24 protein-coding genes are annotated in these 25429 nt (G+C 44.6%); 17 read left to right on the top strand and 7 right to left on the bottom strand.

The window, feature by feature from the left end; genetic code table 11:
* The first annotated feature begins 15 nt into the window (after positions 1–15).
* From atpD to EL162_RS00205, 4 genes are all read left to right on the top strand, one after another.
* The gene (gene atpD, locus EL162_RS00220; protein ID WP_076555459.1) at positions 16–1437 is read left to right on the top strand and encodes a F0F1 ATP synthase subunit beta; all 1422 of its coding nucleotides are present in this window, start codon (positions 16–18) and stop codon (positions 1435–1437) included.
* A gap of 77 nt (positions 1438–1514) precedes the next feature.
* On the top strand, positions 1515–1934 hold the full coding sequence (locus EL162_RS00215) for a F0F1 ATP synthase subunit epsilon (RefSeq protein WP_076555458.1): 420 nt from the start codon (positions 1515–1517) through the stop codon (positions 1932–1934).
* A gap of 86 nt (positions 1935–2020) precedes the next feature.
* On the top strand, positions 2021–2713 hold the full coding sequence (locus EL162_RS00210) for a response regulator (RefSeq protein WP_375537535.1): 693 nt from the start codon (positions 2021–2023) through the stop codon (positions 2711–2713).
* Positions 2714–2858: 145 nt separating this feature from the next.
* Entirely contained in the window at positions 2859–4550 is a 1692-nt protein-coding gene (locus EL162_RS00205; RefSeq protein WP_126329299.1) for an ATP-binding protein, read from the top strand.
* Between the two features lie 35 nt (positions 4551–4585).
* On the opposite strand, the gene EL162_RS00200 is transcribed toward EL162_RS00205, so the two are convergent.
* On the bottom strand, positions 4586–5971 hold the full coding sequence (locus EL162_RS00200) for an ATP-binding protein (protein WP_126329297.1): 1386 nt from the start codon (positions 5969–5971) through the stop codon (positions 4586–4588).
* A 242-nt stretch (positions 5972–6213) separates the two neighbouring features.
* Between EL162_RS00200 and rpsP the strand changes: the two genes are divergently transcribed.
* The 4 genes from rpsP (at position 6214) to rplS (ending at position 8416) form a co-directional block, all read left to right on the top strand.
* The gene (gene rpsP, locus EL162_RS00195; RefSeq protein ID WP_076555455.1) at positions 6214–6462 is read left to right on the top strand and encodes a 30S ribosomal protein S16; all 249 of its coding nucleotides are present in this window, start codon (positions 6214–6216) and stop codon (positions 6460–6462) included.
* Positions 6463–6538: 76 nt separating this feature from the next.
* Positions 6539–7093, top strand: coding sequence for a ribosome maturation factor RimM (gene rimM / locus EL162_RS00190; protein WP_126329295.1), 555 nt, complete (start codon positions 6539–6541; stop codon positions 7091–7093).
* A gap of 42 nt (positions 7094–7135) precedes the next feature.
* Positions 7136–7894, top strand: a complete 759-nt coding sequence (trmD, locus tag EL162_RS00185; RefSeq protein WP_126329293.1) for a tRNA (guanosine(37)-N1)-methyltransferase TrmD — start codon at positions 7136–7138, stop codon at positions 7892–7894.
* A 150-nt stretch (positions 7895–8044) separates the two neighbouring features.
* Positions 8045–8416: a 50S ribosomal protein L19 gene (gene rplS / locus EL162_RS00180; RefSeq protein ID WP_076555452.1), complete on the top strand. Its 372-nt coding sequence runs from the start codon at positions 8045–8047 to the stop codon at positions 8414–8416.
* Positions 8417–8504: 88 nt separating this feature from the next.
* Here the strand turns inward: rplS and EL162_RS00175 are convergent, their stop codons facing one another.
* A complete protein-coding gene (locus EL162_RS00175) occupies positions 8505–8954 on the bottom strand; it encodes a pilin (protein WP_126329291.1) in 450 nt (149 codons plus the stop codon).
* 311 nt (positions 8955–9265) lie between these two features.
* Here EL162_RS00175 and EL162_RS00170 point away from each other — a divergent pair, with 311 nt between their 5' ends.
* Positions 9266–11890 (top strand): bifunctional aconitate hydratase 2/2-methylisocitrate dehydratase, encoded by a 2625-nt coding sequence (locus EL162_RS00170; protein ID WP_076555450.1) that lies wholly within the window; start codon positions 9266–9268, stop codon positions 11888–11890.
* Between the two features lie 549 nt (positions 11891–12439).
* Here the strand turns inward: EL162_RS00170 and EL162_RS00165 are convergent.
* Both EL162_RS00165 and EL162_RS00160 read right to left on the bottom strand, forming a co-directional pair.
* The gene (locus EL162_RS00165; protein WP_126329289.1) at positions 12440–13273 is read right to left on the bottom strand and encodes a Cof-type HAD-IIB family hydrolase; all 834 of its coding nucleotides are present in this window, start codon (positions 13271–13273) and stop codon (positions 12440–12442) included.
* Positions 13270–13887 (bottom strand): DedA family protein, encoded by a 618-nt coding sequence (locus EL162_RS00160; RefSeq protein WP_126329287.1) that lies wholly within the window; start codon positions 13885–13887, stop codon positions 13270–13272. The genes EL162_RS00165 and EL162_RS00160 overlap by 4 nt, the downstream gene beginning before the upstream one ends.
* Positions 13888–14053: 166 nt before the next feature.
* On the opposite strand from EL162_RS00160, the gene EL162_RS00155 reads away from it, so the two are divergent.
* From EL162_RS00155 to EL162_RS00130, 6 genes are all read left to right on the top strand, one after another.
* Entirely contained in the window at positions 14054–14731 is a 678-nt protein-coding gene (locus EL162_RS00155; RefSeq protein ID WP_076556069.1) for a response regulator, read from the top strand.
* A gap of 32 nt (positions 14732–14763) precedes the next feature.
* Positions 14764–16239 (top strand): ATP-binding protein, encoded by a 1476-nt coding sequence (locus EL162_RS00150; protein WP_078310266.1) that lies wholly within the window; start codon positions 14764–14766, stop codon positions 16237–16239.
* Between the two features lie 271 nt (positions 16240–16510).
* On the top strand, positions 16511–17227 hold the full coding sequence (locus tag EL162_RS00145) for a cell division protein FtsQ/DivIB (protein ID WP_197718978.1): 717 nt from the start codon (positions 16511–16513) through the stop codon (positions 17225–17227).
* Between the two features lie 125 nt (positions 17228–17352).
* The gene (gene ftsA, locus EL162_RS00140) at positions 17353–18639 is read left to right on the top strand and encodes a cell division protein FtsA (RefSeq protein WP_126329285.1); all 1287 of its coding nucleotides are present in this window, start codon (positions 17353–17355) and stop codon (positions 18637–18639) included.
* 239 nt (positions 18640–18878) lie between these two features.
* Complete coding sequence (gene ftsZ / locus EL162_RS00135) at positions 18879–19997, top strand: cell division protein FtsZ (RefSeq protein WP_126331616.1); 1119 nt, start codon at positions 18879–18881, stop codon at positions 19995–19997.
* 105 nt (positions 19998–20102) lie between these two features.
* On the top strand, positions 20103–21008 hold the full coding sequence (locus EL162_RS00130; RefSeq protein ID WP_126329283.1) for a PHP domain-containing protein: 906 nt from the start codon (positions 20103–20105) through the stop codon (positions 21006–21008).
* A gap of 5 nt (positions 21009–21013) precedes the next feature.
* On the opposite strand, the gene EL162_RS00125 is transcribed toward EL162_RS00130, so the two are convergent.
* The 3 genes from EL162_RS00125 to EL162_RS10220 all read right to left on the bottom strand — a co-directional run bounded on the left by EL162_RS00125 (position 21014) and on the right by EL162_RS10220 (position 23545).
* Positions 21014–21877 carry a regulatory protein RecX gene (locus EL162_RS00125; protein ID WP_227543408.1) on the bottom strand — a complete coding sequence of 288 codons (864 nt, stop codon included), beginning with the start codon at positions 21875–21877 and terminating at the stop codon, positions 21014–21016.
* A 21-nt stretch (positions 21878–21898) separates the two neighbouring features.
* Positions 21899–22972, bottom strand: a complete 1074-nt coding sequence (gene recA, locus EL162_RS00120; protein WP_126329281.1) for a recombinase RecA — start codon at positions 22970–22972, stop codon at positions 21899–21901.
* Between the two features lie 447 nt (positions 22973–23419).
* Entirely contained in the window at positions 23420–23545 is a 126-nt protein-coding gene (locus EL162_RS10220) for a hypothetical protein (protein WP_259772327.1), read from the bottom strand.
* Between the two features lie 158 nt (positions 23546–23703).
* On the opposite strand from EL162_RS10220, the gene EL162_RS00115 reads away from it, so the two are divergent.
* Entirely contained in the window at positions 23704–24231 is a 528-nt protein-coding gene (locus EL162_RS00115; RefSeq protein ID WP_126329280.1) for a GspH/FimT family protein, read from the top strand.
* 26 nt (positions 24232–24257) lie between these two features.
* On the top strand, positions 24258–25313 hold the full coding sequence (locus EL162_RS00110; RefSeq protein ID WP_126329279.1) for a 5'-nucleotidase: 1056 nt from the start codon (positions 24258–24260) through the stop codon (positions 25311–25313).
* Positions 25314–25429: the final 116 nt, after the last annotated feature.

Here is a 25429-nt window from a genome sequence, read left to right as displayed (position 1 = left end):
AATTAGGAGAACGCAATGAGCGGTCGTATTGTACAGATTATTGGTGCGGTTATTGATGTCGAGTTTGACCGTGGCCAAGTACCACAAATTTATGACGCACTGAGTGTTGATGGCACCGAAACAACCTTGGAAGTTCAACAGCAGTTGGGTGATGGCGTGGTGCGTACCATTGCGATGGGTTCAACCGAAGGCTTGAAGCGTGGTTTGACTGTATCTAACTCTGGTGCACCGATTTCTGTGCCAGTGGGTCAAGCGACTTTGGGTCGTATTATGGATGTGTTGGGTCGTCCAATCGACGAGGCAGGTCCTGTAAATGCTCAAGAAAAATGGTCAATTCACCGTGAAGCACCAAGCTATGATGAGCAATCAAACTCAACTGAGCTGCTAGAAACAGGCATCAAAGTAATTGATTTGCTTTGCCCATTTGCTAAAGGTGGTAAAGTTGGCTTGTTCGGTGGTGCAGGTGTGGGTAAAACCGTGAATATGATGGAGCTGATTAATAATATCGCTCTGAAGCATTCAGGTCTTTCTGTTTTTGCAGGTGTGGGTGAGCGTACTCGTGAGGGTAACGATTTTTATCACGAAATGCAAGAAGCAGGCGTTGTTAATACCGAAGACTTCACCAAGTCAAAAGTAGCGATGGTTTATGGTCAGATGAATGAGCCACCAGGAAACCGTTTGCGTGTTGCATTGACAGGCTTGACGATGGCGGAATATTTCCGTGACGAAAAAGATGAAGCAACAGGCAAAGGGCGTGATGTTCTATTGTTCGTTGATAACATCTATCGTTACACACTGGCTGGTACAGAAGTGTCAGCACTTCTAGGTCGTATGCCATCAGCAGTAGGTTATCAACCGACTCTGGCTGAAGAAATGGGTGCGTTGCAAGAGCGTATTACCTCAACGCAATCGGGTTCGATTACTTCGGTGCAGGCGGTTTATGTACCAGCGGACGACTTGACTGACCCATCGCCAGCAACTACCTTTGCTCACTTGGATGCAACGGTTGTATTGAGCCGTGATATCGCTTCGCAAGGTATCTATCCTGCGGTCGATCCACTTGACTCAACCTCTCGTCAGCTTGATCCACAAGTTATTGGTGAGGAACATTACCAAGTTGCTCGTGGTGTACAAGAAGTATTGCAGCGTTATAAAGAGCTAAAAGATATTATTGCAATTTTGGGTATGGATGAATTGTCAGAAGAAGACAAGTTGGTTGTTTATCGTGCTCGTAAAATCCAACGCTTCTTGTCGCAGCCATTCCATGTTGCAGAAGTCTTTACTGGTGCACCGGGTAAATATGTTGCTTTGCGTGATACCATCGCAGGCTTTAAAGCGATTATTGAAGGTGAATACGACCATCTGCCTGAGCAAGCATTCTATATGGTTGGTGGTATTGATGAAGTGGTTGCCAAAGCTGAAAAATTGGCAGCGTAACTTAAGTGATCTTGGTTGGGCAAATGCTCAACCAAGTAAACATCATTGATAATTTCCTGACTTATTGGGAGAACAATATGGCAACTTTTAAGTGCCGAGTTGTAAGTGCACGAGAAGAGCTGTATGCTGGCGATGTCAGTATGCTGATTGCCAATGGGCATTCTGGTGAGATTGGTATTTTGGCGGGACATACCCCTCTGATTACTTTATTAAAACCAGGTGCTATGCGTCTAAAATCAGCAGATGGTAGCAGTGAAGAGGTGATTTATGTCTCTGGTGGTGTGCTTGAAGTGCAGCCACAGGTTGTTACCGTATTGGCAGATTCAGCGGAACGGGCTGGCGACTTAGATGAAGCAAAAATTGCAGAAGCACGCCGTGCAGCTGAACAATTATTGGCAAACCAAAGCGATACCTTGCAGACGAGTGCTGCTTTGACAGCATTGGCGGAATCTGTGGCACAGCTGCAGACAATCCAAAAATACAAGAACCGTGCTTAATTGTGCAATCGTAAATAGCGATAAGTTGTTGATATCGCATACAGTTCATTAGGATAATTATGACTGCCATCCTTGAAAAAGAAGATATGCCAAGAATCCTCATCGTGGAAGATGATGAGAGATTGGCAATGCTGACCCAAGATTATTTGCGAAAAAATGGTCTTGATGTTGCCATAGAAACTGATGGCACGCGTGCGATTCGCCGTATCATCAGCGAGCAGCCAGATTTGGTGGTGCTTGATGTGATGTTGCCTGGTAGTGATGGTTTGACTGTGTGTCGTGAAGTGAGAGCTCAATATCATCAGCCGATTTTGATGCTGACAGCACGTACTGATGATATGGATCAGGTCTTGGGGCTTGAGATGGGTGCGGACGATTATGTTGCCAAGCCTGTACAGCCTCGTGTACTTTTGGCACGCATTCGTGCATTACTACGCCGTTCTGACACAGCACCAAGTGAATCTTCGCCACAGCGACTGGAATTCGGTGATTTGGTGATTGACAATGGCGGTCGTTCTGTTACTTTAAATGACGAATTGGTTGATTTTACCAGTGCTGAGTACGACCTTTTATGGTTGCTTGCATCAAATGCAGGTCGTATTTTGTCTCGTGAGGATATTTTTGAGCGTTTGCGTGGCATTGAATATGATGGTCAAGATCGTTCAATTGATGTCCGCATTTCTCGTATTCGTCCAAAAATTGGCGACGATCCAGAAAACCCAAAACGCATCAAGACTGTCAGAAGCAAGGGCTATCTATTTGTCAAAGAAGGCAATTAATTGCATAAAATAGCACTTATGTGTTAGCTTGTGCTAAGCCAGCTTTTGCTGGCTTTTTGCTATTTTATTTATCTTTGGATTGCAGATTTATATAAGGCAACAGCTGATGTGATTTGGTGAATTTGGGAAGTGTGATGGGGATTGTATGGCGGTCATGACATTTGCAGAAAAAAGCATTTTTTTTCGGATATACGCTGGTTTATTATTGGTGTGTATTTCTGTGGCTTTTTTTGCGTATTTGCTGGTTGATACCATCAATCAAGAAAGAGCTCAGTCTTACCGTGAAACGGTAGCAACAGGGGCATTTTATCTCATTGCTCAAGGGGCGGCCTATCAACAAAATGACGCACAAAAAAATTACTGGCTTAATGACATCAGTTCTTTGTTTGGCAGTAATTTTGAAATCATCTCAATGTATGATATTGAGTTTAAAGCACGGGAAATGCGACGCATCGAAGAGGGTAAAACGGTTGTCCGCTATGACCCCTCTAGCAACCAATCAACTTTTTATCATCGACTTGAGGGCAGTGATGATCTCTTGACGGTCAAACTTGCCCAAGTTGGTGAGCGACAAGTCAGAGCCATGACGATTTTTTTGCTTGACGATTTGTCTCGTTATCAAGGCTTTCAAAAAAAGCAGGCAAGGCTGAATTTTTTGAGCGAAAAGTTTTCTTATCCAATCTATCTGCAATCAATCCAGAATCTAAAACTTGACCCAGAACAAATCGCTCGTCTCAAGCGAGATGAGTTGGTGATGTTTTTTCAGGACGGCATTCGTGGGCAGGGTTCGACAATCTCATTTGTTGTTGCTTCCGATGTTGAGGACTTGGTGATTGTTGTTGGCCCTGTGGCTTTGTTTAATTGGTTTCCACTAAAGCTCTTGGGCAGTGTTGTACTGATTTGCGTTTTGCTGATTGCTTTGGGTATTTATGCACTAATTTTGCCATTGGAGCGGCGTTTGCAGCTGTTGCAGATTGGCGTTGATCGGGTGGCACAGGGCAATTTGGATACCAAAGTGCAAGTGGTGGGGCGTGATGATATCGCCAGATTGTCTATGACTTTTAACGCCATGACGGCTCATATCAAACGCCTGATAGAGTCGCAGCGAGAGCTGACTCGTGCAGTATCGCATGAATTAAGAACCCCAGTGGCACGCATTCGTTTTGCTGTTGATATGCTGGCTGATACCGATGAGGCTGATTCACGGCAACTGCAAAAAGAGTATATTGACGAAGATATTGAATCGCTCAATGAGTTGATTGATGAAATTTTAACCTATGCCAAACTTGAAGAAGGCTCGCCAAAACTTGACTGGGAAATGGTTAATTTGCGAGAGCTGCTTGAGCAAATCGAGAGAGAAACTAACGCCTTGGGCAAGCCGATTGTGCTGATATGTCAATTGCCTTCTGCAAAAACAACGGCGATGGCGGATAGACGCTATCTGCATCGTGTGGTGCAAAACTTGGTGGGTAATGCGTTACGATACGCCAATTCTACCATCAAATTGACCGCAGGGGTGCAAAAAGGCATGGCTTTTATCAGTGTTGAAGATGATGGACAGGGTATTGCCGAAAAGGACCGTGAAAAAGTATTTATCCCTTTTGCTCGCCTTGATGACAGTCGCACAAGGGCTTCTGGAGGTTATGGTCTGGGATTGTCAATTGTTAGCCGTATTGCATTTTGGTTTAATGCAAATTTAACTGTTGATGAAAGTCCAAACTATCACGGTGCCAGATTTATCATGCAATGGCCGGTCAAGCAAGTTGGCGTGGTGGTCGCAGCAGATGATATAACGCAAGGCAGTGTAGAAAAAGTCATTCATCAAACAGGCAATTAGACCGCTTGATGAATGGTGATTTGTGGCATTATTGGCTAATCTTGTAGTGGGATTTCGGCTGTGTTGTCTTGAATTTGAATCAGCAAGGGAATGCTGACCACCACTTGCAGACCGCCATCAGGGTGATTGGCTGCTTTGACAGTGCCTTGATGCAATTTGGCAATGCGGGCAACAATGGCAAGACCCAAACCGCTGCCTTGAGTCGTGCGTGCTGATTCACCTCGCTCAAAAGGCTGCATGATTCGCTCAAGCTGGTCATCGGCAACGCCTTCGCCTTCGTCTTTTACAATCAAGGTTAGGGTGGCAAAATGCTCATCTTGCTCACCAGCAGGGCTAATGTTGGCACTAAGATGAATTGGCTGTTTGCCATAACGAACGGCATTATTGACCAAATTGACAATCAGGCGTTTGATGGACAAAGGGCGTACAGGCACTTGTTCGCTGATGTTGGATTCATAAACAAAATGTGTATCGCTAAATTGCACCATAATTTCTCGAAAGATGGCATCTAGGTTGGTCGGTTTGACAGGCTCATCCGAACCATCTTTCATAAAAGAAATAAACTGCTCCAAAATCGCATCCATGTCCTCAATGTCGTATACCAATCCTTCTCGGAAAAATTCATCAGGCAGCATTTCGGCGGTCAAACGCATACGAGTCAAAGGCGTACGCAAATCATGACTGATGCCAGCAAGCATAATGGTGCGTTCTTTTTGGGCTTGGCTAAGTGTGCTAAATAAGCGGTTGAATGCTGTATTTGCCTTGCGAATCTCGTTTGGCCCCTTGTGGGTCGGTAGCGTGGTGGCATGACCTTGGGTAATGTAGTCGTTGGCTGCTTTTTCTAGTTGTTTGAGTGGACGATTGAGTCCCCGAACCAGCACCCAGATGGTGAACAAAGTCAGTAGTGGAATACCAAATAAAAACCCTGCAATCACTCCAGTGCTGTATTGCGAATAGTGCATCATCGGCTCACGAATCCAAATATCAGGGCGAGTGCTGTCTTGAATCCACAGTTTTGGTGTGGGTTTGAATTTAAAATAAACACGCACTTTACGACCCAATGAACGAGAGATTTCGTCAGCCATAATTTGGGTAATATAAGTTACTACAGGCTTATCATTGACATCGGGAAATTCATTGGGGTCGGTGATGATGGTGATGTAGGTATTTTCCTGCAACCAACCGATAAATTCAGGATTGCCCAGCCACTCATCTTTGGCGGAGGTGAGTAGTTTAATTTCGCTGGATAAATAACTGGCGTGGTTTTTTAATTCTGGCAGATACAAACTTCGCCAAAACAGCCAAATGGACAAGGTAACACTGACAAACACAACAAAACAAACCATAATCAGCGTTTGTAATGTATTTGAGTAGAGCTTGTAGTGTATTTGCGACAAGAGATTTTTGAGTGGTTTTTTCATTATTTGGCTCAAAAGTGGCGATTGATTTATTGTAGCACAGTTTTTGCTGGTCGTTGCTTGGTCATTTTAACAAAAAAAGTGTCATCAATGACAATTTTTGCTTTTAAGATGATAAAATTCTTGCTATAATGACAGTTTTAGTGGTTCAGGTTCGAACGGCTCATCCTCAATTATCGAATCTGTATCATGCTCTAATTCTTGCAAAGTTATTTTTAAATATTCATTCAATAAAGAGAGTTATCATGGTAGTTATTCGTCTTGCTCGTGGCGGTTCAAAAAAGCGTCCATTTTATCAAGTTGTTGTTGCTGACAAGCGTGCTGCACGCGATGGTCGTTTTATCGAAAAAATTGGCTTTTTTAACCCATTGGCTCGTGGTCAAGAAGTTGAAACTCGCATTGACCTAGAAGCATACAATGCTTGGATTGCCAAAGGTGCACAGCCAACAGAGCGTGTTGCTTCACTTGTAAAAGCATTGAACAAAGCAGCTTAATTGTTGCCAAACTGACGGTTTGCGTTCTTAGGGGCGTAAACCGTTTTGTATTTTATAACAGATTATTATCAATCTTATGAAAAAATCAATGCCAAGCACCGCACAAGCACCTGACGAATCAACATTGATTCATATCGCCACGCTCAAAAAACCCTATGGCATTCAGGGCTGGTTGTGGGTTTTTAGCCAAACTGATAAGCGAGCTGATATTTTTCAGATTAGCCCTTGGTGGTTAAAGACCGCAACGGGTTTGAAGCCCTTGACTGTCAAGCAGTGGCGAACTCAAGGGCAGGGTTTGGTTGCGTGTTTTGATGAGATTGCCGATCGCAACCTTGCCGAAACCATGAATGGGGCGACCATTTGGGCAAGCAAAGACAGCTTTCCTGAACTTGGCGAAGATGAGTATTATTGGTCGGATTTGGTTGGCTTGACCGTGTGCAATGAGCAGGGCGAAAATCTTGGCAAAATCAAAGAAATGTTTGAAACAGGGGCACATGAGATTATTTCGGTTGTGCCGACTGCTGACAGCATCGATGGTGAGCCTCGTCTGATTCCTTGGCATCGTGATGTGGTACTGTCAGTGGATTTATCAACCAAAACCATGTTGGTTGCTTGGGGTGCTGATTATTAATCCGTGCCAATTTCGCATTTGCTAAAGTTGGAATAGCTTCCTGTGTTTTTTGCAGTCATTAGTATTTTGCCTGAGATGTTTTGTGCCATCAGTGATTATGGCGTGGTTGGGCGTGCCTTAAAAAATCAACAAGCAACCTTGCAGTTAATCAATCCTAGGGGTTTTACCAATGACAACTACCGCCGCATTGATGAGCGTCCTTTTGGCGGTGGGCCGGGCATGGTGATGATGGCACAGCCACTTGAAAAAGCGATTTTGTACGCCAAAGAGCTGGCGATGGCGGCAGGTTGTGATGTGGCAGGTGGCGGTTGCCCTGTGGTGTATTTGTCGCCACAAGGTCGCACTTTGACCGAGAGTATGGTGGCAGATATGCCAAAACTTGACGGCATGATTTTGTTATGCGGTCGTTATGAGGGCATTGATGAACGCCTGTTGCAGCGTTATGTAGATCTTGAGATTTCGATTGGCGACTATGTGCTGACAGGCGGTGAGCTGCCTGCAATGGTACTGATGGATTCGGTCATTCGCCGATTGCCTGCTGTGATGAGTGATGAGGCATCAGCCCAGCAGGATTCTTTTGTTGATGGGTTGTTGGATTGTCCACATTATACCAAGCCTTTGGATTTTCATGGTGATATGGTGCCAGAGGTGTTGTTATCAGGTCATCATGCCAATATTGCCAAATGGCGGTTTTTGCAACAGGTGAAGCGTACCCAGTTGCGTCGCCCTGATTTGTGGAGGGCTTTTGTGCCTACCAAGCAGCAAGCCAAATGGCTAAAAGATTTGGAGAGTCTTGACTAAATCGCCCAAACTGGGTAAAATTTCACTTTTATCTGTATGGTTCAGATGCAGCGTGCGTTTTGCCGCTTTATTAACGATGGTATGCGACTTTTTAACCATGCTATTTAGCAAAAAGTATTAGCCTATGCCATGATTATCAGGAGAAATCTTGTGAGTAACAAACATCCTTTGGTGCAAGTTGTTGAAAATGCACAATTAAAAGACCACCCAGCATTTGCCGCTGGTGATACCGTTGTTGTACAAGTAAAAGTTCGCGAAGGTGATCGTGAGCGTTTGCAAGCTTTTGAAGGCGTGGTTATTGCCAAGCGTAATCGTGGCTTGAACTCATCATTCACCGTGCGTAAAATCTCAAGCGGTGTTGGTGTTGAGCGTGCATTCCAATTGCACTCACCACTGATTGCCAGCATTGAAGTGAAGCGTCGTGGTGATGTACGCCGTGCCAAATTGTACTATCTACGCGATCGTTCAGGTAAATCTGCACGCATCAAAGAAAAATTGGGTGTGCGTAAAGACGCAGAATAAATTACCCAAGTACACAATCCCCATGCAATTGCGTGGGGATTTTTATGCTGGGGAGTGTGCTGCTTATCAGCTTATTTGGCTTGACTTGTTATTGCGAAGAGACAGCTTCGTTGCTGTTGCAGTTGTTGCCAAGATATGTTGCATTAACTGTGCTTTTGCACGACCAACCAGCATCCGAGCTGTATTGCCAAACGATATTTTTATCATGCAGCTCCGTTGCAGCATCGTTAGAAAACCCTGCTGTGATTGTCGCTGTAACGGTGTTATTGCTGGTTTTGTTGATTGTGATTGATGGTTTTTTGTCTTTGATAAGGCTGCTATCACTTGCACCAGCGTCGCACTTTGTGCCATCTGTAACGCCTTGCAATAGGCACATCTCAACCAGTGGGCGTAGCTGACTGGTCTCCATCATTACCCGATTGACCTGTGCTGTGATGGTGCGTTTTTGATATTGCGGAATGGCAAACATTGCCAAAATGCCGATAATTAATACCACAATCATCAGCTCGATGAGTGTAAAACCTTGCTGTGCTTTCATAAAAAATCCTTTTTTGGGTGGTTTGGTTTATTGTGCCACAAAGATAGAGTTTGAGCAAGTGCTTGATTGGTATAAATAATTCATTGCATGATTTAGATGATTATTTTTAATTTTTATTGGGTATTTTTTAAAAAAATGTTGGCTATTGTTGCAGATTTTTTGTAATTATTGCCAATTTCGGCTATCATGGCTAAAAAACTTACTTGAATTTCGGCATAAAGCGTGCCAAAATCATACTGCTACAACCAAAACCATAGGCACTTGTTGGTTATCCAGCAAGCACCGATTTGAAAACAAAAAGAGGATTTGCCATGTTAGAACAATATAGAGCCCATGTCGAGGAGCGTGCTGCACTTGGCGTACCACCCCAGCCATTGACCGATGCTCAAACTGCCGAATTGATCGAACTGCTTAAAAACCCACCAGCAGGTGAGGAAGCATATTTGGTGGATTTGTTAGAAAACCGTGTGCCAGCAGGGGTGGATCAGGCAGCCTATGTCAAGGCGGCATTTTTAAATGATGTGGCAAAAGGCGTAGCGAGCTCACCATTGGTTAGCAAAGAGCGTGCGGTGTATTTATTAGGCACAATGCTTGGCGGCTATAATGTTGCACCACTGGTTGAGTTGCTTGATGATGCACAGTTGGGCGGTTTGGCTGCTGATGCTCTGAAAAAAACCTTGCTTGTCTTTGATGCGTTTCATGATGTCGAAGAAAAAGCCAAAGCGGGCAATGCTCATGCCCAAGCTGTCTTAGAATCTTGGGCGAATGCCGAATGGTTCACCAATCGACCAGAAGTGCCAGAAGAGATTACCATTACTGTATTTAAGGTAACGGGCGAAACTAATACCGATGACCTATCTCCTGCTCAAGACGCATGGAGCCGTCCTGATATTCCATTGCACGCCAATGCGATGCTAAAAAATGAGCGAGATGGCATCAATCCTGAAAAAAATGGCGAAGTTGGACCTTTAAGCCAAATCAAAGAATTGATTGCTAAGGGCAATCCAGTGGCCTATGTGGGTGATGTGGTCGGTACAGGCTCAAGCCGTAAATCTGCAACCAACTCAGTACTGTGGTTCTTTGGTGATGAAATTCCACACATTCCAAACAAAAAAGATGGTGGCGTGTGCTTGGGTGGCAAGATTGCACCGATTTTCTTTAACACCATGGAAGATGCTGGAGCCTTGCCTGTCGAGATTGATGTTACCCAGATGAATATGGGTGATGAAGTTACCCTGAAAATCAACCACGAAACCGCTACCGTTACCGCTTATAAGGACGGCGAGCAAATTGCTCAATCAGCCCTAAAAACTCCTGTGCTGCTTGATGAAGTGCGTGCTGGCGGTCGTATCAACCTAATTATTGGTCGCAGCCTGACCACCAAGGCACGCGAATCGTTAGGTTTGCCACCTTCAACACTATTTCGCACTCCAGAGCAACCTGCTGATAATGGCAAGGGATTTACTTTGGCACAAAAAATGGTTGGTCGTGCCTGTGGCTTGCCAGAAGGTCAGGGCGTGCGTCCCGGCACTTATTGTGAGCCAAAAATGACAACCGTTGGTTCACAGGACACCACAGGTCCAATGACTCGCGATGAGTTGAAGGATTTGGCGTGCTTGGGCTTCTCTGCTGACTTGGTCATGCAGTCATTCTGCCACACAGCAGCATATCCAAAGCCCATCGATGTGGTAACGCACCACACTTTGCCTGATTTTATTATGAATCGTGGCGGCGTATCGCTTCGCCCTGGTGATGGAGTAATCCATTCATGGCTAAACCGTATGCTACTGCCTGATACTGTGGGTACTGGTGGCGACTCGCACACCCGCTTCCCGATTGGTATTTCGTTCCCAGCAGGTTCAGGTTTGGTGGCGTTTGCTGCAGCAACAGGCGTGATGCCTCTGGATATGCCAGAGTCGGTCTTGGTGAAGTTTAAAGGAAAAATGCAGCCCGGTATCACCTTGCGTGATTTGGTGCATGCAATCCCATATTATGCCATCAAAGAGGGTGATTTGACTGTTGAGAAAAAAGGCAAGAAAAATATTTTCAGCGGTCGCATTTTGGAAATTGATTTGACCGAAATGGAAAACGACCTAACCGTTGAGCAGGCGTTTGAGTTGTCTGATGCATCAGCAGAGCGTTCGGCAGCAGGTTGTGCCATTACGGTATCCGAAGAAAAAGTTGCCGAGTATCTGCGTTCAAACATCGTTATGCTTAAGTGGATGATTGCCGAAGGCTATGGCGATGCTCGTACCTTGTCTCGCCGTGCTGAAAATATGCAAAAATGGCTGGACAACCCAAGCCTAATGAAAGCCGATGCAGATGCAGAATATGCCAAAGTCTATGAGATTGACTTGTCAGAGATTAAAGAGCCAATTTTGTGCTGCCCAAATGATCCAGATGATGCTAAGCTGTTGTCAGAAGTTGCTGGCGATAAGATTGACGAAGTGTTTATCGGATCGTGCATGACGAATATTGGTCATTTCCGTGCAGCAGGTAAGTTGCTGTCAGAAGTGCCAGCAGGCAGTTTGGCAACGCGTATGTGGATTGCACCGCCAACCAAAATGGACGAGCGTCAATTGATGGATGAAGGTTATTATAATACCTATGCTCAAGCAGGTGCTCGTACCGAGATGCCGGGCTGTTCATTGTGCATGGGCAACCAAGCTCGTATTGCACCAAACTCAACAGCGGTATCAACCTCAACGCGTAATTTCCCGAATCGCTTGGGTCAAGGTGCTAATGTGTATCTGGCATCTGCCGAATTGGCTTCTGTGGCAGCGGTATTGGGTCGTCTGCCAACTGTTGAAGAATATCAACAGTATGCTGGCAAGCTGGATAATATGCAGGCGGAAGTTTATAATTATCTAAACTTTGACCAAATGACTGATTACACCAGCAAGGCTGATAAAATCAGTGTCGCTCAGCTAAGCTAAGCTATGCATTATGCACCAAAAAAAACACTGTCAGCATTGGCAGTGTTTTTATATTTTGGTGTGGTGCATTTGCCTGTGTTTTGTTGGCTGATTGAGCTTTGTCCTATTAAGTGGGTAATTTAAGGCTTGACCAGTATAGTTAAAAATTTCGCCTTGTTAATTTCCAGAATGTGATAATTTATCGCTATTTTTCAGCATTATGTATATTTAGGCGAATGTGAAAGTTGGCAGTTGTCTCCATTGGGCTTGGAAGCTGTTTTTGATAAGCTGCAAACTTTCCCAATATTATTGACGGAATGGCTGCTACATATAAATCATCGAACGATGCCAAAGGTATTTTTTTAATAATATTAATAATTAATTTTTAATAATAAACTTATAATGCTAATTTATCATTATAAGCTTATTGGTTTGGAGTTAATAATTTTCGCTGGTGGGGTAAATTTGGCCATACAAGATAAGTGTTGGTGTTGTGGGTGATTTGGCTACTTGTGCCTTGATTGTCAATCTGGCAATGATTTTACTGATAATGGTGCATTGTACGCTTGGCTATTTGGTAACAAAGGTAGACTCTGGTCTAAGCCAGCCAAGAGAATGCAGAATTTTGGCAATGCCATTTTCGTCATGGCGTGGGCAGATGATGTCAGCAGCCTGTTTGGCGGCAGGATGCCCATTGTCCATGGCGATGGCAGTACCAACGAATTCAAACATTTCTAGGTCGTTTAGATGGTCGCCAAAGGCAGCGGCATCTTGGGCGTCTATCGCAAGCGATGCCAGCAGTTGTTTGATGGCACGAGCTTTGGAGCTGGTCTTGTCCAAGACATCAACAGCACAGTCATGCCAGCGAGTTGTCTTGATGGTTGCAGGCAGGGAGGGTGTGGCATCCAGTTCGTAGTCGCGATAAAAAGCGAGAATTTGATAAATCGGCTGAGCAAAGCAAATATCATCTTGATTAACAAGACGATACTTAATACCAAGCGACCCTAAGGCTGTGCGTAGATTGTCATTGACTGACAAAGCGTATACCTGATCTTTGCTCATGCAGGCGGTGGCAATGTTTTTTGTCCGAAAATACGCCAGTATTTGATGAATTTGCTCATCTTCTAGCGGATAGTCAAATAATTTTTTGCCCTGATATTGGGTATATTGTCCATTTAAAGTAATCAGATAGTCAATTTTAACTTCATCAACAAGCTCTTTGATGGCATCGGGGAAAATGCCAAGGCTGCGACCTGTGGCAATTGCCAAGAGAACTCCACGCTGCTTTAGACTCATCAAAGCAGGCTTGACGCTTGCAGGTATGCAATGTTGGTCTTTGATATACAAAGTATCATCAATATCAAAAAAGATAATTTTTGGCAAGCGTCTGTGTTGTGCCGTCATGCTTGATAAACCTGCTTAATGCGTTTTATGAGCCAATAAAGCACCAAAATACCAATGATAATGGCGGCATAGCGTCCAAAAGATTCAACCACAGGGGCGACTTTTTGGTAATTGGCACCTAATACAAAACCTGCATAAGCAAGCAATGTACTCCATAAAAATGAACCGATGGCAGTCAGGATTAAAAAAGGCAAAAGTGGCATGCGTGCCATGCCAGCAGGAATGGAAATAAGCGAGCGAATCGCTGGAATCATGCGTCCAAAAAACACCACAGATTTGCCATATTTATCGAACCATCTTTGGCTGTTTTGAATGTCTTGTGGGCTAATCAGTAGATATTTGCCATAGCGATTGACCAGTCGCAATAACCGCACTTCGTCAAATTTGCTGCCCAAATAATACAGGGGCAATGCACCCAGTACGGAGCCGACAGTGCCTGCAATAATAACCATTAATAGGTTGATTTTGCCCAATGAAGCAGCAAACCCCGCTGCGGGCATGATTAATTCTGAAGGAATCGGCGGAAAAACATTTTCCAAAAACATCATCAGGGCGATGCCAGCCGAGCCCAAATTGTCAATGATGGATAATATCCATTGGCTTAACCAGTCCATATCGTATCCAGTCTAAAAGTTTGGTGAGTGATTTGCCAGTCAAAGATTGCCGAATTAATTGTCAAAGTGCAAACCATGCTGTGATTATGATAATACAGCCAAATGCTTAAGGCAAGATTAAGTTTGCTGGTGTATAATGCGTCAAACGATGACAATGGGGTGAATTATGGCGAAGGTATTATTGATTGAAGATGATGTGGATATTGCACAAGGGCTGATTGCAGGGCTGGGCATGCAAGGCATGATGGTTGAATGGTTTGCTGATGCCAAATCAGGCGAGGCGGCATTATCAGCAGCGGCGTTTGATGCGGTGCTGCTTGATTTGAGCCTGCCAAAAGGCGATGGTATGCAGGTGCTGGCAAATTGGCGACAGATGGGCATGGATACGCCAGTGCTGATTATTACTGCAAGAGATGCCATTGCCAATCGTGTCGCTGGACTGAATGCAGGGGCTGATGATTATTTGGTCAAGCCATTTGCACTTGATGAGGTGATTGCACGGTTACAGGCATTGATTCGCCGCAGTCAGGGTCGCAGCCAGTCGCTGATTCGCTATGGTGAGCTTGTGTTTGATAGCCAATCACGGCAGGTAAGCTATCAGGACAAGCCTGTGGAATTGACAGGCAAGGAGCTGGCTTTGTTGGAAGAGTTTTTGGCAGCACCAAAGCAAATCCACAGCCGAGCGACATTGGAGGATAAATTATACGGCTGGAGTGCCGAGGTTGATAGCAACACCATCGAGGTACATATCCATCATCTGCGGAAAAAATTTGGTTCGGAGTTTATCCTAACCAAGCGAGGGATTGGATATTATCTGAATCCAAATTGGCAAATCGAAAAATAAATTTTAATAAAAAATAAATAATTACCATACGCATGAAATACCGTTTTTCTTTAAAAAAATTATCCAAAAAGACCAAACTGCCTGCTGGTACAGACGATTTACCAAGCAGTGGCTATGAATACAGTATCCAAAAAAGACTGCTTAGCATGTTGTTGATCGGCTTGCCAGCACTTTGGCTTGCGATTGTTGGTGTGGTTGGCTCAAAGCTGTGGTCAGAGATGAGCGAGATGGGCGATACCCAAATTTCACAAGTAGCAAAATACTTGATGATAACTTCTTATGCCACGCCAAATGAACCAAAAAATACCGTTGTATTTAATAAGGATTTATTAGAAAATATTGATGATGATTTGCTTGGTGGCGAAGATGATTATATGGGCTTTGCCATTTGGGATAAACGCGGTCGGTTGTTATTGGCAGATGATAGCGGCGAATCTTTTGTATTTCGTGAAAATTTTCAAGGCTTTATCAATGATTCGCAGGGCAAAAATCCATTGCAAAATCGCTGGAGAATTTTATACATGCCCGATGTTAATAATGACAGAATCATTGCCGTTGGGCAGAACATGGAATCTCGCCAAGAGGTGATTTTGACTGCTTTATTGGCCAAGCTATTGCCTGCTTTGGTGGGGCTGTTGCTGTTTTTGTTGCTTGTGTGGTTTTCGGTGCGGCGGGCTTTTTTGCCTTTGCAAGTGTTGGGCGAGTCGCTACAAAGTCGCAATCCAGCCGATGGTCGCCCTGCAAGCACCAATGTCCCAAAAGAGGTCAGACCGCTGGTGGATTCTTTGAATCGCTGGTTTGTGAAAGTTGCTGATGCCATTGCACGCGAGGAGCGGTTTACCGCCGATGCATCGCATGAGCTAAAAAGCCCATTGACAGCACTCAAACTACAGGCAGATATGATGCAGCAAGCGATATTATCAGCCAATCTTGACGAGGAAAATGAGCGGTTGTTGTACGAGCATAATCTTGGCATCAAAAAGGGCATCGAAAGAAGCAATCATCTGGTCAATCAGCTTCTTACTTTGGCGAAGTTGTCTGTTGGCGAGGGGCAACACAGGCAATTTGATACCTTGATTAACTGGCAAAAAGTCAGCGATACTGTACTGTCCCAAAGTAATTTGTTTGCACGCCAAAAGCGGTGCAGACTCAAGCGAAACCTAAGCCCATCACCGCTGCCGCTATATGGCGATGAGCTTTTGATGGAAGTGTTATGCACCAATTTGATTGATAATGCCATCAGATATTGCCCTGAGGGCAGCACCATCTGGTTGGATATTGGCGATGATTATCTGTCGGTATATGACAATGGCAATGGGGTTGATGAGGCGTATTTGCAGCACCTTGGCGAGCGTTTTTTTCGCCCAGCGGGTCAAAAACAAACAGGCAGTGGTTTGGGTTTGTCAATTGTGCAGCGAATTTGCCAAATGCACAAACTTAAGATTAATTTTAGCAATTTATACGACAACGAAAAACGCATCGGTTTTTGTGTGCGTCTTAGCAAATAACGCCAAAAACTGCCATGATTATTTGATGGGCGAGTATTTGGGCAAAAAAGTGTAATAATATGTAACAAACACTGGATTTTTTTAAAAAATTCTCTGCTTGTTGCTTTAAATTATTAGCAAAATGCGTTAACATATGCTAATTTTTCCCAAAGTTAGAATGGCTACGATTTACACTTGGTATTTTTGGGTTATTTTGACAAAAATTTAGTGCATCGTTACGCATTTTTAACTTAGGATTGATAAAAATTTTTGACAATTCGCGGCAAATCCCATGACTACATTGTTTCAACAACGGCTTATTTTGCGGCCTTGGCAGTCTGTCTTGATGACACTGCTGGTTGTGGTCTTGCTTGGATTTTTGTTGAATTATGCCATCAAAAATAGCGAAAGCAAACCGATAGTTATTGAGTCAAAGCAGCTGTCAGTAGCACAACTTCAGGCATTGCAAAAGGTGGTGCAACCGATCGGCTCGGTGCAGTTTTTTGCCAGTGATTTATCACAAATTCATCAGGCGATAAGCCAGCTGTCATGGGTGCAAGATGCCAGCGTATACCGTGATTGGAATCGTGGCGTGGTGGTCTCGGTGATACCACGAAAGGCGGTGGCAAATTTTGGCAGTGATAGATTGCTTGATGCCAGCGGTGTGGTGTATCAGCCTGCCGATGATGCCCAGCTGATGGATGCACGGCTGGTGAATTTGCACGGCAGGGCAGATGAATCAACCCAAATCATGCAAAAACTCAAGCGGGTAAATGCGTGGTTTTTGCCTTTGGGTATTTATGTGCAGGATTTGATTTTGACACCGCGTCAAACTTGGATTATTCGCTTTAATAATGGTATGCGTGTCATGGTAGACCATGAGGATACCGAGCAAAAACTGTACAATCTGGCGATGCAATTGCAAAGCACTTTGGCTGATGACTTACCAAAAATTGATTCGGTAGATTTGCGTTATAAGAATGGTTTTGCGATTGCATGGCGACGCTGATTGGCTTGGCTGTGATGATTTGGTTGGCTTTATCAATAAAATAAAGCTGTAAGTTAATATTAAAAATTACACCACCAAAACTTGATAATCAACAGGTGGTGATTGAGGTACTTTAAGGAAATTTTGTGTCCCTTCATGCGGTAATACACATAGGCTCTACGGCTGTTTGTACGGTAATCGGTCATTTTCAGACCAAAGATTCAGGCAAGCACCTAAAAATAGCAGCTGTTGGCTTGGCACACACAGATGCTTTTTTGGGCGGTCGTGTGCATGACCGCACGCATTTGTTGTCAGCGATTCACAAATCAATTGATGAAGCCAGCAATATGTCCAAGCATATGCAGGCACTGAAGCTAAACAGTGCGGTGCTGTGTTTTGGCTCTGCTGCCATGCAATCGCAAAACAAAATGCAAGAAATCACAATTGAAGATGGCAAGATTAAGCAAGAAAATATCAATCAAGCCCTTGAGAAACTGGCACAAAGCAGCACCGATGATTACATGGTTTTTCAGTGCAGTTTTCAGAAGGTGTTTGCAGATGGTGAGATAGTGGATAATCCAGTGGATATCCATGCCAAAACAGCCCAGTCGGCAGCCCATGTGATTAGCTTGCCTGACTCACAAGCCAGCCAGATGGCAGAGCTATTTGCCTATCATGATGTGCAGATACAGACCAATGTTTTTGATGGTGTTGCAGGGGCGTATTATGCCCTAAGCAAGGCGGACAGAGATGCAGGTGCGTGTTTTATTGATATCGGTGCTGGCACAACCAAAGTATGCGTCTATAAAGAAGGCGTTTTGATTTATAGTCGCTGCTTGAACATCGGCGGCACGATGGTTGATGCTGATATTGCCACGCAATATAATATCGCCTTGGCTGATGCCGAAAGTTTCAAGCGTCAAGAAGGCACGCTAAACCGCAACAAATACAGTGCTGGGGCGATTGTTAGCTACAAAAAGAACACCAAGCAAGAAAAAACCATGCTAAGACGAGCATTTAATCAAGTCATTGAAATGCGTTATCGTCAAATTTTTGATGAAGTAATGTGTGATATTGATCCACAGTTATTGATGAGTCTTGGTGCAGGCGTGGTATTGGCTGGCGGTGGGGCAAGAATGGACGGTTTGCTTGAGTTTGCTCGCGAGTATATCAGCATTAAGACGCGTTTGATTGACAGCAACCCCAATATATCACCAGATCCTGATTATCTTAGTGATGAAAATATCCAGTTGATTAACAAGCATTTGGCTGACAATACGCTGCATACCGTACTTGGTGCTTTGCTGTACTATGGCGACAATGTGCATTTTGTGGAGCAAGAAGACCAAAAAGACACTTGGTGGAGACGAGCTTGGCGGCCAATTTCTCAGAGCTTGAATAGGTGTGCAGCTTGGCTTCGCCGAGTGGGGTAACTTAGGTTTATGCGTGGCGATGAATGGTATGAACCGTCTTCATTGATAATTATGCGGATAATTTTGCCAAATTTTGCCATAGCAGAACCTTTGATTAAAAAAAATTTAATTATTTGGCGATTTATGCACGGGTTTGCCTTGCCAAAAATACCGATTGTGCGTACAATGGTATTATTTGATAGCTATCTTTGATTTAGCATTTACACATTTTGGAGTAGAGTATGTATATGAAATATGGAATGGCTGACGAGCCACAACCAGAAAGCAATGGCAATGCACGCATCATCGTCTTTGGTGTCGGTGGCGGTGGCGGTAATGCTGTTGAACATATGGTTCGCCAAAACATCTCAGGCATCACCTTTGTTTGTGCCAATACCGACCTACAAGCCCTAAACAAGCTGTCTGCTCCGAATAAGATTCAAATCGGTGCTGACGAAACTCGTGGCTTGGGTGCAGGTGCCAACCCTGAGGTTGGGCGTAATGCTGCCGAGAGCAACGAAGACGAAATTCGTGCAATGCTTGAGGGTTATAACATGGCATTCATCACCGCTGGCATGGGCGGCGGTACAGGCACAGGGGCTGCACCAGTGGTTGCTCGCATTGCCAAAGAGATGGGTATTTTGACCGTTGCGGTAGTTACCACGCCGTTTAGCTTTGAGGGCAAACGCCGTGCCGCTGCTGCCAAAAATGGCATTGAGGCACTGACCCAGCATGTTGATTCTATCATTACCATTCCAAATGATAAACTGACACAAGCCTATCGCAATCTAACGATGGTTGATGCCTTCAAAAAGGCTGATGATGTCTTGTTGCACGCTGTAAATGGCTTGACAGAAACCATTGTTAATCCAGGTCTGATTAACATTGACTTTAATGATGTCTGCACGGCAATGACAGCAAAAGGTCATGCCATGATGGGTATTGGTCGCTCAAGTGGTAATAATCGTGCTGCCGAAGCGATGGAGAAGGCAATCCGCTCACCACTGCTTGATGATCTAAATCTGCGCAATGCACAGGGCTTGATTATTAATATCATCGGTTCTGGTGTCAGCATGGAAGAGGTGATGTCTATTGTTGCCATCGGCGAGGGCATGATGGACGAAGATGCCAATGTATTCTATGGCTTGGTAGAAGATCCAAACATGGAAGATGATATCCATGTAACTGTGGTGGCAACAGGTCTGACCATGAGCGATCAACCAGCACCGACCAAAGTGCAGGCAGCCACTGCTACAACAAGCCCTGCCCCAAGCCAAACAGCAACCGCTGATTATCTAAAACAACAGCGTCCAGCCGCACCAAAACCGCTAACGGTTGGCAACTATCTACAACAGCAACAACAGCTAAAAAATAGCTGATTTGCTACGATACAAAAGCTCTGCCAATGGTGGGGCTTTTTATTTGGTTTAAAGTTGCGTACAATGGCGTTTATTATGATTTTATCACCAAATCTTGGATAATTTATGCAAAAAATTGATCTGCACACGCACAGCACTTGTTCCGATGGCACAAACACACCCAGCGAGCTGATGGTATTGGCTGCTAAGGCTGGCATAGATATGCTGGCATTGACAGACCATGATACAGTTGATGGCATTGATGAGGCAAAACAAGCAGCCAAAGCTCTTGGCATTCGCCTGATTCATGGGGTGGAGATCAGCTGTAGCCACACGCTGTCAGGCGGCTATGGTAAATATCAAAAGATTGATAAAATCATTCATGTGGCGGCATTGGATTTTGCTGATGTATCAAAGATGAACGCGACCTTACAAGCTCTGCAGGATGCAAGGCACCGCCGAGGTGAGCAGATGGTGGCACGATTGGCACAGTTGCTGGCAGGCGGTGATGACGGGTTTGCCGATATGCTGTGGCAGGCAGTTTTAAAAAAGGTGCAGGGCAATGCTCGAGCGGTTGGGCGATCTCATATTGCACAGGTGCTGCAAGAAAAGGGCATTGTGCCAACAGTGCAGGCAGCGTTTGATAAGTATCTGGCGGATAATAAGCCTGCCTATGTGCCGATTGAGACGATCAGTATGGCACAAGCGGTGGCACTGATTCATGATTGTGGTGGTTTGGCGGTGCTGGCACACCCAACACGCTATAAGCTGTCTGCCACACGGACTCAGCGGTTGATTGCAGATTTTGCAGATTGTGGCGGCGATGCGTGCGAATTGCCAAACGATGAACCAAAAAGCACACTGGAGATGATTGCTCGGGCAATAAAAAAACACGATTTGTTGGTTTCGGTCGGAAGTGATTTTCATGGCAGCACCATGCCATGGCGACGACTGGGCAGTATGGCAACGCCATTGCCATTGCAAACAGGTGTTTGGCAGCGATTTGCTAATATCAATCATGATGATGACTGATGGTATTATTCATCAAGCAAATCTTCAGGGCGGTATTTCAATGCCTCAAAACAAACATCAAGCTCAAATCCGCGATATTGCAAGAATCGCAGCTGCTTGGCTTTGTCTTTGGCGGTAAGCGGTATGCTCTCGCCGTATTTTTTGCTGCGTGCCTCAACAGCCAGCCTTAGCCAGTTGGGTTTGCTGGGCGTGCCAGTCATCGCATTATCAGCCACTGCATCTATTGTGGCATCGGCAATCAGTCTGTCAAGTTCGCTGGCAGTTGTCTCATTGGGGTGTAGTTGTGCTGTTTTTAGCAGTTGTGTAATGTGCCTTCTGCCACGACCTTTGCGAATGCTCTCTCTGACAATCATTGCAGCACAACGCTTATCTGATTGATAGCCCTTGTCGGCAAACTCTATCAACAACGCCTCAACCGCCTCTGGATCGCAACCTTTGGCGAGCAGTTTTTGGCGTAGCTGATGTTGTGATAATTCTCGGCGAGATAGGTAATAAAACGCTAGCCAACGCAGATAATTATTGGCACGATCAGTTTGTGCCAGTGGTTCTTTGGCAACGCTTTCTAAGATGGTCGCCAGCTTTTCTGAAGTTGGTGGGGTTGCTGCCGTCTGCTGGTGAGCGGTGGCTGGTTTTTTATTGGTAGTGTCCGCTGATTTGTTGGCGGTTTGCTTGGTGTGGCTTGTTGCTTGGCGGTTTTGTTGGTGGTGTTTTTTGGGTTTGGAGTTATTGGGCAAATTGTGGGCAGTGCTTGGGCTTTTTGTTAATTTGGCAAAATTATGCTCATCAAGCACAGCAGACTGGGCATGGTCGGCAGAAACAGGCGTCTCGCCCATTTCTACCAAGATTTCCGACAGGGTCTTTATGGTCATAAGTGTAGACTGTAGGCGAGATTAAAATGTCTCGTTTTCCATATCTTCAACAAGCTCAGGCTCTGCTTCTGATTCTGTTATAGACTGAGCTGCGCCGCCATTGCCACTAGCAAGTTTAATTTCACGAATTTTTGCCTCAATTTCTTTGGCAATTTCGGGGTTTTCTTGCAAATATTTGATGGCGTTTGGCTTGCCTTGACCGATTTTTGTGTTGCCATAGCTGTACCATGAGCCAGATTTGCCGACTGTCTCAACATCTACGCCCAAGTCAATCAACTCGCCCAGATGGTTAATGCCTTCGCCATACATAATTTGGAATTCGGTTTGGCGAAATGGCGGTGCCATTTTATTTTTGATGACTTTGACGCGAGTGTCTGAGCCGATGATGTTTTCATTGACTTTAATGTTGCCAGTGCGGCGAATGTCCAGACGAACAGAGGCATAAAATTTCAGTGCATTACCACCTGTGGTGGTTTCGGGTGAGCCAAACATGACGCCAATTTTCATGCGAATCTGGTTGATGAATACAACCATACAGTTGGAGCGTTTGGCATTGCCTGTGATTTTGCGTAGGGCTTGGCTCATCAGGCGTGCTTGCAAGCCCATGTGCGAATCGCCCATTTCGCCCTCAATTTCGGCTTTGGGAGTTAGGGCGGCAACCGAGTCCACAACAATCATATCAACCGCACCAGAGCGTACCAGCATATCAACAATTTCCAGTGCCTGCTCGCCATTATCAGGCTGAGAAACCAACAAGGAATCAATATCCACACCGAGCTTTTTGGCATAAATTGGATCAAGGGCGTGTTCAGCGTCAATAAATGCACAAGTGCCACCTTGCTGCTGGCAAGCTGCGACAGTTTGTAGCATTAAAGTGGTTTTGCCCGAGCTTTCAGGACCAAAAATTTCGACAATTCTACCTTTTGGCAGACCGCCAATACCTAGGGCGATGTCAAGACCCAATGAGCCTGTGGAGATAACATCAACATCAAGTTTGGCAGATTCGTCGCCCAAGTGCATGATGGTGTTTTTGCCAAAACTCTTTTCAATTTGGGCGAGAGCAGCCTTGAGGGCTTTTTCTTTATTTTCGTCCACGAAGTATTCCTTTTGTAGAATGCAAATTGGTGCAAGCGGTTGTGCTGCGATGGATTGGGATATTATAGCACAAATTGGCACAATCATGGCAGTGCGTGATAGAAAATTTGTCGGCAAAAATTTTGTTTTTGGATTATTGCAAGGGTGGTGCTGGGGCTGTTATTAACTGCAAAATATTTGCTAAACTTTGCCAAAAATAAAATTATCCACAATTTTATCCACAAAATCTGTGGAAATTTGTGGAACGCAAAACAGCTGATTTGGGTTTATTGGCGTGATAATAATTGTCAGATTATCAGCAGTTTTCTACAGGGGGATTAATTTTATAAATTATTGATTTTATTAATAAAAAATAAATTTTACCAATTTGATTAAATTTTATGCAATTGACAACAAAGCATGATGGGGTGGTGATTTTCGATGATGGTTTGATAATTTTTTCAAAAGTTATCCACAGTTTTTGGGGAAAATATCAGCAAAGCCAATACTGGCAAGCTCTGGCGACTGTGTGATGATTTTTGGCGGTATTTTTTTTGCTTGACAAGGATAGGGCTGATGGCAAATTTTTGCCAAAAAAATACCTTGATGTTTCACGGATAATCACAGGTGTATAAATGCAAGTATGTAGCTTTTGTGCCAGTGCTGATGATTTGTGGTAAAATGATTGGGCTGATGAATGTTGTCAAAATTTGACAAGGTTGGTTTGGCAAACAACAAGATTGGGTGCGAAGATGAGAGTAGAGCAAGGATTGACGCTACTTGAGATGATGGTGGTGCTTGCGATTGTTGCAGTGGTGGCACTTGCAGCGATACCTGCCTATGATAGGCTGATGGCACGCATGGAGTCGCAGCGTGTTGCCTCCGAGGTCAATGAAGCAATCCGCCGTGCCAAAATAGAAGCAGCACGCAACCAAAAAGACACGATTGTCTGCTTGCTTGATGGCAGCGGAGGGTGTCATCGGCTGGGAGATGGTGGGCTGATGGTGTTTGTGGATAATAATGGCAACAATCGGCTTGATGCCACTGATACGGTGGCAATGCGGCAAATGTGGTCGCTAAAATACGGTACGCTGTCAATGAGCGTGTCTTTATCACGAGATTATATTAAATTTATGGGTGATAACGCCAAGCCCCGTGGGCATATTGGCAGTATTCGTTATTGCTCAACAATGGATACAGCACTAAGTCATCAGCTGGTACTAAATATGTACGGGCTGGTTACTTTAAAGCGAGCGGATATTGAACAAATCGCTTGCTAAAATACACAGTAAAATAAAGGTGGTTTATGGCGGTGGATTTTTCTAATACGCTGATTGTGGCGATTTCGGCGACGGCATTGTTTGATTTGTCGGCAAATGAGGCCAAATTGGCTGAATTGCTTGCCAAAAACAAAAGCACAGCCGCACGCAAATTTCAGGATTATCAGCAGCAACAAGAAAATATTTTATTGCAAAAAGGCTCTGGCTATCCGCTGATTGAGGCGTTGTTAAATATCAATACCTATCAGCCACCCACTGAGTATCATGTGGAATCACCGTATGTTGAGGTGGTGATTGTCTCAAAATCCTCGCCTGATATTGGCATTCAGGTGTTAAACTCAATCCGTGCCTATGGGCTGGGCATTACTCGTTCGGCATTTATTTCGGGGGATTCGGTGGCAAATTATATTAAGGATTTTAATGTTGATTTGTTTTTAACCACCAATCATGATGATGCACAAGCGGTGGTTGATGCCAAGATTTGTGCTTGTGCGGTACTTGACGCTACACCTGTCAATACCGAAGAGCTGGACAATCAGCAGTTGCGTATTGCTTTTGATGGCGATGCGGTGCTGTTTGATGACTCAGGGGAGCTGGTGTTTAAGCAAGAGGGTTTGTACGCATTTCACGCTCGTGAGCATGAAATGGCTGATTTGCCAATTGACAAAGGCCCGTATGCTGATTTTTTAATCAAATTATCACAACTGCAAGCCAAACTGCTGGCACAGATGCCCAATTCATCGCACAGTCCGATTCGCATTGCACTGGTAACGGCACGCAACGCTCCTGCTGATATGCGAGCAATCAAAACCTTGCGTGCATGGGGCGTTACGGTTGATGTGGCGTTTTTCTTGGGTGGGCTGGATAAGACAGGCGTATTGCGAAGTTTTGCACCGCATATTTTCTTTGATGATTCCATTAAGCATATTGACGCAGCTCGCTCGGTGGTACCGTCAGCACTGGTGCCATATCATTCTGCTTCCAAGCTGAATGCTTTTGTAAAAAATGACTTGCAGAAACAATCATTCACCCCCATCAAGCCCAAAAAGAACAAACGGCAGACAATGAATAATGGCAAGTAACCCAAATAAAACAAAAACTTGTTGGATAAAATTGGCGGCTGTCATCGCATTGAGCTTGTTACCAAGAGCAAGCAGCCCAAGACAAAGCAGACAAACCAGCCGTGATAAAAAAGCAA

The sequence above is a fragment of the Moraxella cuniculi genome (genome assembly GCF_900637105.1).
GTDB classification, from domain to species: Bacteria; Pseudomonadota; Gammaproteobacteria; order Pseudomonadales; family Moraxellaceae; genus Moraxella; species Moraxella cuniculi.
This window is presented reverse-complemented; position numbering and strand designations above follow the sequence as displayed.